Origin of the sequence: Psychrobacter sp. NPDC064578, assembly GCF_044901245.1 — a bacterium.
GTDB classification, from domain to species: domain Bacteria; phylum Pseudomonadota; class Gammaproteobacteria; order Pseudomonadales; family Moraxellaceae; genus Psychrobacter; species Psychrobacter cibarius_C.
The window spans coordinates 362,082-374,443 of record NZ_JBJDPI010000004.1; the positions used below are offsets into that span (position 1 = coordinate 362,082).

Consider the following 12,362-nt stretch of genomic DNA (forward strand, 5'->3'; position numbering starts at 1 on the left):
CATTTTTATTTTTATTCGCATTATTATTTTCCATCAAAACAAGAGGACGTTTCCATGCACCAACTTCAACACCTAGATCATAAAAATAGGGTCAAACAGCGGGCGACACTGACCAAACCTTCTTTCGCGCTCAATTATATCGTATCAGCAAGACTTGCCATGTCTTTGAGCCTAGTCGCTGGGACGATATTCATCAGTATGCCATCAGCGTATGCACAGACAAATAGTAATGTGATACATAGTGAGCAAACCACTGAGTCTGGCAATGGAGCGCAAAACCCACCGTTAGAGGAGGATAACAACGTTCCCACAGTGACCTTGCCTGCGATAACAGTAGTGGCAGAACGCAATGACAATCCTATCTACTCAGGTGGGCAGGTGACCTATACCAATCACGCTGGATTCTTGGGAAATAAGGATTTTTTAGAGACGCCGTTTAGTGCCATCAGCTATACCGATAAATTTATTGAAGATCAGCAAGCCACCGATATTACGGCTGTCATCGCTGCTACTGATCCTGCCGTCTTTAGCAGTGGGGTTGGTGGCCAGAATCTTGAAAGTTATTCTATCCGTGGATTCCCTTCAGACATTGGTGATGTTACGGTAGACGGGCTATTCGGTATGGCACCTTATTATCGTAGCTCACCTGAGATGTTTGAGCGTATCGAAGTACTCAAAGGGCCCTCAGCTTTATTGAATGGTATGCCGCCCAAAGGCTCAGTAGGCGGTGCAGTCAACCTAGTGCCTAAACGAGCAGGCGATGAGCCGTTGACGCGAGTGACGGCAAGATATTTATCAGACTCACAACTTGGTGGGCATGTGGATGTAGGACGGCGTTTTGGTGAAGACAAGCAGTTTGGTGTTCGGATTAATGGTGCTTATAGAGAGGGTGATAGTGCAGTAAATGATCAAGAAAAACAAGCGCAACTGGCTTCTGTTGCACTGGACTGGAAAGGAGAGCGTGCTCGATTATCGACAGATCTTTATCATAGTAAAGATCGTGTCGATGGACCGACTCGCGGTCTCACCCTAGCACCAGGATTGTCAATTCCTAAGCCGCCCAAACCAGCGACTCTATTGAACCCAAGCTGGGCATTTAATGATAGTGAAGATAAGGGGCTAATGATACGTGGTGAATATGATGTGACTGATGATTTAATGATTTATGGTGCGGGCGGAAATAGTAAAACAAAATTTAAGTCGCAGAGTGCCTCTGTCGCGCAGATTATCAATGCCGCAGGAGACTATCGGACTAACCTTGGAGAAGTTGATGATGACATCGAAAGACAGTCTGCTGAGATAGGGTTAAAAAGTAAATTCCAAACAGGACGAGTTAATCATCAATTGGCATTTAACATCGTTGACTATCAGGAAGATTATGATTTAAGTGCTAGAAGGGGTTTATTAGCTGAAGATTGGGTCACGAACATATATAAACCAGTATGGGAGTCGCGTAATATTCCCTTCAATTCTCCTGCGCTACTGAACACAAAAACGAATTTGACCAGCTATGGTCTTGCAGACACACTGTCTTTTGCTGAGGATAAATATCAGCTGACTTTAGGACTACGCCATCAACAGGTAGAAAGTAAACAAGCAGGTATGCTGGCATCAGCAAAGGATTACAACGAAAGTGCGACTACGCCATCAATAGCGCTACTAAGTAAAGTAAACGATCAAGTTTCTTTATATGCTAACTATATAGAAGGTTTGAGCCAAGGTTCTACTGCACCGATAGATGCAGAAAATGCTGGTGAAATGTTTGCCCCTTATAAGACGCAACAAAAAGAAGTTGGCGTAAAGCTTGATCTTGGTGAATTCTCACACACCCTAAGTGTTTATGAAATAGAGAAACCTAATAGTTATTTGGACCCTGTTAGTAATATCTTTTCTTATGCTGGCGAACAGCGTAACCGAGGTGTTGAATGGGGATTTTTTGGCTCACCCATTGAAGATATACGCCTAATGGGTGGGGTTTCATATATTGATGCGAAGCTAACCAAGACGCTTGGTGGCGTTAATGAGGGCAATAGAGCTACAGGTGTCCCAAAATGGCAGTCTAAGCTTGGCGTTGAATGGGACCTACCTTTTATTCAAGATTTGACATTGACAGCTAATGCAAACTCGATATCTAAGCAATATCTTGATGCAGGCAACTCACTGTCATTACCAGGTCGCACTGTATATGATTTAGGTGCACGTTATGCCACCTCTATTGATAAAAAGCCGCTGACATTGAGAACAAGTGTTGCTAACGTAACCAATAAAGCCTATTGGGCAAAGCCGCATTATACCAGTCTTGGCTTGGGCGAGCCGCGTACCTTTATGCTGTCAGCCACAATGGATTTTTGATTTGAGTTAAGGCGTGTTTGTAATATCATTATAGATTAGTGAATTATAGTGCTAAAGATTTGCCGCACCAAAATAGGAAGTTTATTAGCATATAATTCACTCTTCTGTGAGTTCAAGGCTCAAAAAGTAGATGAGACGTAGACTTAGCGATATCAATAATTACTCGTTATTCTACTGGCAAGTTGTTACCTAAAGCATAAATAGAATGGTGCTCATTGAAAGCTTATTATAGGCTTACTGAATTATATTCAAACACATCATATTAACGCACCCGATTAATTCTTAAGATGAAAAGTAGATTTAGCGGTGCCTATTGGAGTGCTTTTTATGGCACTTAAAATGAAGGAGTGAGCCACAGCTCCATAATCATGCCTAGCAGAACGAAAGTGACACCTACTGAACACCCAGTATTTATCTCTCTTGCCGGCAAATTCATAAGACCGTATTGGTCTAATATTAATGAAATGAGCAGTAGCGTACTACCACGGCGAGCCACTTCTGGTAATTGTTGTTCTAAATCCATAGTACATCGACGTCGCCAGCAGCTTCCACCGCTCGTCCCAAGATCACAATCACCTTAGCTTGAGCATCCAGCTCATGACTGCTACGCCAATCGTTGTCAAAATTAAGCAAACTAACAAAGCCACTGAAATAAAAATAGCAATGAGTTTGCCTTTTGAGAGGACGGCAATATAGTCAGTTCAATCTCATTTGGCATCTTCTATCGTACCAAGGACATCATACGATCTAAGAAGCCTTGTTCAGGCGCTTGGGTGATATGAATAATATATCAGTGTTAAGCCATATAGAAAGCTATTAATTGAATTATGGATACCGCTTAGATATCAAATCTTGAGTGACGCTGGAGCAGTATTTTTTGGGAGTAATAGGGGTTTTTAATATTGTAAATAATTATAGAAACAAAAATGATTATCATTTACAATATTGTTCACAAAGTTAGTACACACAGCATTATTAGCTAAATATAACTTTTACCACTCTTTGATCCTCCAATTAAGTGAAGTGAATATGAAACGCCACCATCAAGTTGCTCTATCCTTTCTTACCCTTTGTATCAGCCAGCAACTATATGCACAAAACAATGTCAGTGCTATGGACATCGCTTCAAATACGATGCTTTCAGAAGACTTAGCTGTCAACGCCGCCTCAAGTGAGTTACCAAACGTGACTTTAGATACCATTACGGTCACTGCTAAAGCAAGGACAGGAACGGCTTTGGCACAAAAAATTAGTGAGATGCCCGCCGTCACACAGGTAATTACCGAAAATGAGCTACAAATGCAGGCGACAGGCAATCGCACTACTGGAGATATATTGGCTCAGCTGATTCCAAGTTTGGGGGCAAGTAGTGGCTCAACCAGTAACTATGGCACGACCATGCATGGCCGTCCCGTGCAGTTTTTGCTGAATGGTGTGCCATTGAGTGGCTCACGCAGCCTTTCACGCGAGCTAAACAGTATCGACCCTGCGCAGCTTGAGCGGGTAGAGGTGCTCTCTGGTGCGACCAGTATTTATGGGGCTGGCGCGGCTGGTGGTCTGATTAATCTCGTCACAAAATCTATGGCGGGTTATGGCTCTATCAGGCAAACCAGAATCGGCGTCAGTAGCAGTCGTAATTTTGACTCAGATTCATTGGGTTATCATGTGGGGCAAACATTGGGTTATGGCGGTGAGCGAGTCTATGGTCGCCTAGATGTGGATTATGATCGTAAGGGCGGCAAATTCGATAGCCACGATAATCGCATCAGCCCAGACGTTAACCAAACTGACCAACAAGATACCGAGTCGCTAAGTGTTAACGGTAGCTTGGGTATAGAGCTCACTGACAGCCAACGTCTTGATTTGGCAGTGACTTACTATAATGATGAGCAGGATACTGACTATGGTCCAGATTATGGTAAAAATTTACAAGTATTATTAAAACCGAAAAAATTACCACCATCTTTAAAAGCGATTGACGGTGCTGACGTAGAAAACGAGCCTTATACCACCAAAACATCAGTGAACCTAAATTATAATAATGATGATATTGCAGGCTCAAATTTGAGCGTGACTGGCTACTATCGAGACGAAAAAGGCCGTTTTTATCCTTCTGGGAAAAGTGCAGCAGACCAAGCAGCTGAAGTTTGGGCTACCAATGGCCTTACTGATAAAGACACGCTAGGTAAGCTTTTGGGCGCGGCAACATTCGTCACTCAATCAGAAGCAGATATTGAAGTGATGGGTCTACGCGCAGCCATGCAAACGGATAGCGAAATCGCAGGTAAAAAGACGCTATTTAGCTATGGTGCTGACTTTGAACGCGAAAAAAGTGAGCAAACCTATGAAGGTCAAGACTTAAACATGTTTATTGCTAGTAATGGTTTGAGCGCTCAAACTAATGGTCTTACTTATAATGGCGGACCAGATACCACCATCGATAAATGGGGCGCTTTTGTCAATGCGGATATAGATATCACTGATAAATGGCATACCAGTGCTGGCGTGCGCTATCAAAAATTGAAAGCAGAAACGGCTACTTTCACGCCCATTTATGAGCAATTGCTCGAAGAGTATTTTAATGACCCTCTCATCAACGGTGTCAGTAATGCTTATGGCATTGACTATCAGGCCGGTCAAGTGGAAAAGGGCCATACAGACCACGATAAAACCCTATTTAATATCGGTACCAGCTATCAATTAACCCCAAATGACCAAGTATTTGCCAATTTTTCACAAGGCTTTACCACTGCTGACATTCAGCGTGCGCTACGTGATGTACGGGCAGGCTTTGTCGTCAACTCAGACAATGTACAACCTATCGCAATCGACAATTACGAGTTGGGCTGGCATGGCAAGCATGGCAGTACTGTTGCAGGCTTGAGCGGTTTTTATAATAAGTCAGATAAAACGGTACGCTTTACCAATGACTATACGGTAGAAGTGGTCGATACTGATGAGCGCGTCTACGGAATAGAAGGTTCGCTCAGCCATGATATTGATGATCAATGGCAATTGGGTGGCAGTGTTGCCTATACTCGTGGCCAGTATGATAAAGATGGTGATTGGTTGGAGCTTGATGCCGTACGCTTGACACCTCTTAAAGGCACTGCATTTGCGCAATACAACTTCGATGAAGGCAGTAATATACGTCTACAAGCATTGGCAATTGGCGGTGATGATAAAGCCTTTAAGGATCAACAAAAAGACCCTGATTCTAGCGCATTGCCAGTCACAGGTTATATGACACTTGATGTATTAGGACAAGTCAAAATGCCGGTAGGTCGAGTAGACTATGGAATTTATAACTTACTTAATAAAGATTATCTAACGGTCTATCATCAAACTACCTATGGCGATTTGAATCGTTTGCCTGCCTCGGGTACAACTTACGGGTTGAGCTACACTGTGGATTATTAAAAATAATATCAGAAAACCTTTTACGCTAATTATTGAATAGCGTGAAAGGTTTTTACATTTTTTTTCAAAACCTAAAATACGATTAAAAATATAATTTATCTATATCTTGATTCATAATAACTATCAGTTATGTTAGTTAACATTCTCCTAGCCGTTATTCGGTATCAACTTTGTCTTTAGGTCTTTAGAAGACCTTTCAGTTAGTACGCTGTTTATGAGTAAGGGAGTAGCAAAATACTGCTTCACTTTTTAATTCCTTTTTTAGTCTGTCTCGATTCTTCATAAACTTTTTATTTACTTCGTGAAGTCATTGTATTTCTCGCTTTTATTCTATTAATGTCTGAGACTGTGCTGATATGATATAGTCAGCGAACTACTAAACTGTTAGGTATGATGCTCCCTTCGTTGTACTACTTGCATGCTCTGCGGTTGCCGGTTTTTAATATGACTATTAAAAAAGATTTGATATATGGCTGCGAAAACCTTAAAAAACTATTTGGAAAAAATAGACGCTGGTGAAGCTATTAATCTTAGAGCTTTTCAGAAATTAATAGCGTCTATTTCATCCTTTGATGGATTTGCTGAGTCTGACCTACAATCGGTTAAAAAGGGTGCACATACTTACATCCTAAGTTATATCGACCCTGAAAAGTTGGCTTTTTTACACTATTATGCTGAGAGTCAAGGCGAAGATAGAGTCTCAGGAGCAATGCAAAATAATAGCCATGCATTTAAAGTGAATGGCTCACTACTTCTTATCCAAAAATACCAAAACCATCCTGACGTTCTGATATTCAAAGACGACGGTAGGATTCCTAAATATAAAACCAATAAGTCTGCGTTAATATTAGAAAACAGAGAGCTGTTTATTCATAGCGATAAAACATTTAAGTTTTTGAGCGAACACTACCAAATTACTGAGGATATGCGTAAAGACATTGATGTCATCTTTGGTGCAGGGACAGAGATTACTAATAGCTTACACCTTCCATTTTTAAGTCTTTATAACACCTTGTATTTATGTCTAGATCTTGACTTGGGCGGCATTAAAACGGCAACCTCACTGATTAATAACTTGCCATCAAGCATGGAGATTCACTTTGTCATTCCAAATGATGTCGAGTCTCGCCTTAAGCAAGTTATTGATAAATGTTCGCCCGAATATATGCAAAAGGTATACAACCTTGATGAGAATATGCCTCAAGCACTGCTCCCCTGCATACGCATTATCAAAAAACACAATACTATCTTAGAACAAGAGGCATATTTGTATGGCTACTGATTTTAATACTCATCACCTGTCTGTTAATGAGCTTACGGCTCACAATATAAATGCCCCTACTATGAATCATAACGATAACAAATCGTTAGATAGTCCATTGATCGACAATGACTTAAATGACTTAGAAAGGGGTGTTGATGACTATTTGAATGATGACTTTAGACTCAACTATTGTCTTAATAAGATTGTTTTGGTTAACTCTGCGAGTCATGCTTACTCAGAGATACCCATCGATGAGCCTTTAGTACTGCTCGGTAAAAATAACCGCGGCAAAACCTCTAGTCTTGCCGCGACTAAGCTTATTTTATATCCTGAAGTTAATTTTAATAACTGTGAAAGCAAATTTAACTTTACGAACAAAGCAAATGATCCCTACAGCAAGGAAGAGTCTTACAAACATTATTTTCCAATCAGTGAATCTTTTATCGCCGTAGAAGTAAAGAACCACGCTGGTTTATTTACGATGCTGCTATACCGTGTTGGAGATTATAAATACCATCGTTTGTTCTTCCCTGTGCCTTATGAAGAGATAAAGCCGTTCATATGGAATGAGCAGACCAATTACTTTGCTGATGAGTTAGGTATTAAAAGCCTGATAGAGGTACAGAAAAAACTGGGTGGATTACACCTCACCACCAAGCAAGAATTACAAAATGTGATGTACGGTAATAGAGGGTCTAAAACCAGCCATTTTTGTGTGGTGCCGATTAAAGACCAAAAAGAGGCGTCTATTCGCTCTTTTGTCAAAATTTATGAATTAGCGTTTGATGCTGGTAAGGATGAGAAAAAGAAACTGCCCAATGCTATTGCGACTATTATCGAGATGCAGCGGGGACGAGACAAAGAGAAGCTGAACGAAAATGTACATGACCTTAAGATAGAGCGCGCGCAGCTATTTGAAGAAAGTTTAAAGATTAAAAGCTTAACGGAGAATAAAGACGACTATGAATTTATTCAAAAGCAGTTTGATGCTCTACATCTGGATGCAAAACATGCGGTCTTAGAGTACACGGCATTTTTACGAGAATTTAAATTAAAGCAACAGCAGTATGCTAAAGATAAAATCGCTATTGGTGCTAGAAAGGAAGACATTGAGAGAGAACGCAATCATGCCATAGAAGAAGTAAAGCAAGTTGCAAATGAGATTACTAGATTGGGCATACTGCACAAAGCATTAAAAGAGGAAGTAGCACAGCTGCAGCAACAGAAAATCAAAGCTGAGAAAATATTAGGTCAATTTTCTCACGAAAGCCCACAAGATATTATTGCTGAAATGACTATCCAACGTCATAGGTATGACGAAACTTTTAAAGCCATGCAAGCTAAAGAAAATACGGTTATTTTAATTCAGCAAAAAAATAAGCAGAAACAGGACTTAGAGGCAAAAATAAAAGCCGCTCAAAACGGACTTGATAATCATGACTTGTTACTTGCCAATCAGTTACCCTCCCATAGCGCGCATATATTAGGCAGTATTAATGAGGATTTTTTAAATATTACCGCTAATAGCCCATTGACGGAGGAAGCTCTACGTCAAATTAGTGATTTTACGGCGCTGTTTACGGTTGATGATGCTAATAATTTGTCCTTTTTATCGTTCACTTTACCTAATACATTTTATCACCCTTATGATGCTGATAAACAGCGCTCCCAGTTTGAAAAAACTATTACACAAGATAAGAAAGAAGCGTCTACATTGAGCCAAGAGATTGGAGAGTTAAACAGCGCACTGTCTCAGTTTGATACAGACATAGGTAAAAAGATTGCTGAGGGGAAAAAACAAGCCCTTAAGGAGCAGATAGGAGAGCTTGATGCCAATATTACGCTACTTGAAGGGTTATCCTTGATCAAAAGTCAGATAGAGAATAAAACACAGCAAATAAGCCAAAAAGACAAGGCGCTGGCAGAGGCTCAAGAACTGCGAGCCATTAAAGATCAATCTAAAGCATCAACAGACAGTAAGTACAATCAAATCGTAGAGCAGTTCGATGACATTATTAGCTTTGGTAAAGAGGCTGAAAGCATTACAAGTCTGCTGGCAGGTGTGAGAAAATCGCAGGGATTGCCTTATTTAGCAGAAGACGATCCTGAGATAGCATCATATTTAGAAAATAATGATATTGAGATTAATTTAAGTGCGGCATCTACAATCGCCAATAGCATAGGCGGGCTAAGTGAGCGTATTAATAGGCTTGTCAGTAAAGTGTCAGATTTTACAGAAGTGGTTTTGGTAGAGGGTATTAATCCGCACCAGCGTATTGAAGGTATCAATAGTCTGGGAGAGGTGATTCAGCAATACAAAAACTCCTTTGATACGCTTGAATTTCAAAAAAGCAATTATCATGACAAAATAAAAACCCATAATAGTGTGATTGATAACTTATTAAAAGAAATTACAGATTCGGCTGGATTACTACGTACAACGATTAGCTCCCTCAATAAAAAATTGAATGAGCATAAGATATCTAACTTACATCAAGTCTCTCTTAAGCTTAACTTAGCACCTGATTTTGCCAATTTGGAACGTACCTATGCTAAGCACAATGCCAATCAAACTAGTCTTTTAGATGAGCGCTTTTATGAATCACTTATTAACTATGTTGAAAAGACTAGCCATTCAAACAGTCAACGTTTAAAAATGCGTAATTTAATTGATAGTATTGACTACGAGTATACGCAGGCGACGGGTGAAATCGAACAAAAGTCACAATCAGGTGGTACGACCAGTACCATTACCGCCTTAATTGCCACATTGCTGTTTAGTGAAGCTTTTCAAAAAGGCAGTAGCTTACGTATGCCTATTATTGTGGATGAAGTGGGCACGATTGATAAAGATAATATCAAGACCATTGTTGAACAGGTAAGCAATGCTGGATTCACTATTATATGCGCCAATCCGGGCTTGCATGCAGACACCCTACGCTATATCCCTAATTACATTCGCGTTGATAAAAGCTTGCTCGATGGCAAGCCCAAATCTCGTGATTGTATCTTCCATATTATGCCAAGCCAAATCAACCGTCAGGGGAGGGTTGTGCATGGTCATTAATCGAGAAGCGATACTAGAGGGCATTTTAAAGCATAAATCTCATTTTTTTAGATTCGTTGATGTGATTAATGCCAACGAGACAGCGTTACAGTTTCCTATGACAGCGTATCTGAAGTTTTACGAACAAGTTATTTATCAAGATGATGACTATGCCTTAAAAGATATCTTAAGTGTCGAGGCATTATTGCAGGCGAATGTATTCGTTAATATTGATGGTTTAACCAATATGGTAACGCTATCAAAAGACATTTATAACATTTTAGTATGGCTGGATATTTCTCGCAAAAAACAATTAGATTCTCAACCTTTTGAATCGCATCGACAAGACGTTGTTCGACTGGCAAATGAGTTGACGACTTTGCCCATTGAGGGTATTAACTTTAAAGAGACTTATGCTTTTTTCTATGAAAAACTTAGCGACATTCAAGTAGATATCTCTGAAAATATGCGAGTTCTAGATTACCGTGTCGATGAAATTGCAGATATGTATAAAAGCCGTGAAATGGGCTCATTAGAGACGGGTTTAGATGAGTTATTTCATAGAGCGCAGCATGTATATCATCGTAACATCACGCCTTGCCTTGAGTTTATTAACCCAAGCCTTGAATTAAAAGGGACTAAAAATCTATCAGAAACCCTAAAAGATCTGGAGCATTATTTTGAAGAAATAGGGGAAGTAGACAAGGCGAGAACATTACAGTTTCGCGTTGGCGCTATCTTCTGTTATTACAAAGACATCAGAGCCATTGCCAGTCGTTTAAACGCTTATTTGGTGAATTTAGCACAAGAAAGAGAGTTTTTTTTGAGTATGGAGCGAGCTTTTGGGGTGTTGCTTGAATCGCTAGTGCCTTTAAGGCATGGACGCCATCAGAATAAATACTTAAATGCGGACAGCGAGGTATTCAAGCTTGCCACAACCTTTGATGGTTTAGAAGATCATAAAAAAAAGTACGAGAAACGCTTTAACTATTCACCAAGTAGGGGACTGGATCATTTTAATAATTATTATGAGATGATGCTCAGACGTCCGTTAAAGCAAAAGCTGGATAATCCCTTACGTGCGTTACCATCAGAGATTGACATTGAAGAGGAACGCTGCGAACAAATATTGAGTATAACGTTATATGAGATAGCAGTGGATAATATGATTGAGAATGTACAACGCTATGTGTGGCAGAAGCTACAGGAGTTATTGCCTAATGCGGGCATAATAGATTTTTTGTATGCGCTCGAATACTTTTTAAGTGCACTGGATGACGCATGTGTGTCTCAGCGCCGCAACGATCGTGATAGGATTGATGATGGTGTTTATTATCTTGATTATATCATTTGGGATTATGCAGAAGCCTCACTTTAAACATCCTAACGTTACTTCAAATAGACAGGTAGCACGCTATTATGGCAAATTACACATTAAGCAAAGAGATATATAGCCATTTAATGAATGGAAAGATGCTCAATAAACATCTCCTTGATAATGCAGGTGATGACACCGTTAATCCATTATTTATTGAGATAATAGACAATAAAGATGAATACGTTAAACAGTATAAAATGAGCGGTTATCATCTGGTTATTGCACCAATAAATGATCCTGAGTATATTTGCATCGTTGCTACAGGCACGCTAGATGGCACAAAAACTGAACTAGCAATGAAAGCGATGACTATGTTGCTTGTTATTGGTCAATATATTAATCACCATAAATTTAAACTCAGTAAATTAACCAATGCGAAAAGTGGTGGCTTGACTGAAGATGATTTTTTGAAAATGGCAGATATGCCTCATGTTAAAGAGATATTGGAGAAATCCAAACTCATCACAAAAGGTGAGCGGACGTTGCAAGATGTGGTTATTAAACTATTGGTTCATCGAGATATTATGATTGAAGTACCTAGCAAAAAAGCTTATATATTAACCAACGCAGGCCATTCTTTTTATCAGGAGATTCAGCGTAAGTTTGACACTGAGTCTGAGCTAGCAAATGAAGAAGATAATACGACAATAGATATGCGGGCAAGTTAATATTCAGAACAGCAATGTGTTATGACTTGATTGCCGAACTTGCCAATGTAGCTAATATGAGAATTATATTTGGCTCATCAATCATTTTTATTGCTCATAAAAAACTCTTCACTATCTTTTTAATTTTAAGACCGCTAAATTATTGAATGTTCTAATTAATGATATGCTATATATACAAAAAAGTAAGTTCTATGGCTCATAGTCATAACAACCTCTTATTAGCTCTTGTATTTC

General features: G+C 39.6%; 7 protein-coding genes. 6 read left to right on the top strand and 1 reads right to left on the bottom strand.

What is annotated here, in order from left to right; genetic code table 11:
- The first annotated feature begins 54 nt into the window (after positions 1-54).
- The gene (locus ACI2JM_RS06805; RefSeq protein ID WP_404643097.1) at positions 55-2,352 is read left to right on the top strand and encodes a TonB-dependent receptor; all 2,298 of its coding nucleotides are present in this window, start codon (positions 55-57) and stop codon (positions 2,350-2,352) included.
- 334 nt (positions 2,353-2,686) lie between these two features.
- On the opposite strand, the gene ACI2JM_RS06810 is transcribed toward ACI2JM_RS06805, so the two are convergent.
- Positions 2,687-2,875 (bottom strand): DMT family transporter, encoded by a 189-nt coding sequence (locus ACI2JM_RS06810; protein ID WP_157292374.1) that lies wholly within the window; start codon positions 2,873-2,875, stop codon positions 2,687-2,689.
- Between the two features lie 506 nt (positions 2,876-3,381).
- Here ACI2JM_RS06810 and ACI2JM_RS06815 point away from each other — a divergent pair.
- From ACI2JM_RS06815 to ACI2JM_RS06835, 5 genes are all read left to right on the top strand, one after another.
- Complete coding sequence (locus tag ACI2JM_RS06815) at positions 3,382-5,772, top strand: TonB-dependent receptor (RefSeq protein WP_404643099.1); 2,391 nt, start codon at positions 3,382-3,384, stop codon at positions 5,770-5,772.
- Positions 5,773-6,241: 469 nt separating this feature from the next.
- Positions 6,242-7,054, top strand: coding sequence for a hypothetical protein (locus tag ACI2JM_RS06820; protein ID WP_060491122.1), 813 nt, complete (start codon positions 6,242-6,244; stop codon positions 7,052-7,054).
- Positions 7,044-10,103, top strand: a complete 3,060-nt coding sequence (locus ACI2JM_RS06825) for a hypothetical protein (RefSeq protein WP_404643101.1) — start codon at positions 7,044-7,046, stop codon at positions 10,101-10,103. The genes ACI2JM_RS06820 and ACI2JM_RS06825 overlap by 11 nt, the downstream gene beginning before the upstream one ends.
- Positions 10,093-11,460: a hypothetical protein gene (locus ACI2JM_RS06830; protein WP_404643103.1), complete on the top strand. Its 1,368-nt coding sequence runs from the start codon at positions 10,093-10,095 to the stop codon at positions 11,458-11,460. The genes ACI2JM_RS06825 and ACI2JM_RS06830 overlap by 11 nt, the downstream gene beginning before the upstream one ends.
- A 41-nt stretch (positions 11,461-11,501) precedes the next feature.
- The gene (locus ACI2JM_RS06835; protein WP_157292372.1) at positions 11,502-12,128 is read left to right on the top strand and encodes a condensin complex protein MksE; all 627 of its coding nucleotides are present in this window, start codon (positions 11,502-11,504) and stop codon (positions 12,126-12,128) included.
- The last annotated feature ends 234 nt before the right edge of the window (positions 12,129-12,362 follow it).

Coding starts and splice junctions, on each gene's coding strand:
- ACI2JM_RS06830 (WP_404643103.1), top strand. CDS start 10,093: ATGGTCATTAATCGAGAAGCGATACTAGAGGGCATTTTAAAGCATAAA.
- ACI2JM_RS06835 (WP_157292372.1), top strand. CDS start 11,502: ATGGCAAATTACACATTAAGCAAAGAGATATATAGCCATTTAATGAAT.
- ACI2JM_RS06815 (WP_404643099.1), top strand. CDS start 3,382: ATGAAACGCCACCATCAAGTTGCTCTATCCTTTCTTACCCTTTGTATC.
- ACI2JM_RS06805 (WP_404643097.1), top strand. CDS start 55: ATGCACCAACTTCAACACCTAGATCATAAAAATAGGGTCAAACAGCGG.
- ACI2JM_RS06825 (WP_404643101.1), top strand. CDS start 7,044: ATGGCTACTGATTTTAATACTCATCACCTGTCTGTTAATGAGCTTACG.
- ACI2JM_RS06820 (WP_060491122.1), top strand. CDS start 6,242: ATGGCTGCGAAAACCTTAAAAAACTATTTGGAAAAAATAGACGCTGGT.
- ACI2JM_RS06810 (WP_157292374.1), bottom strand. CDS start 2,875: ATGGATTTAGAACAACAATTACCAGAAGTGGCTCGCCGTGGTAGTACG.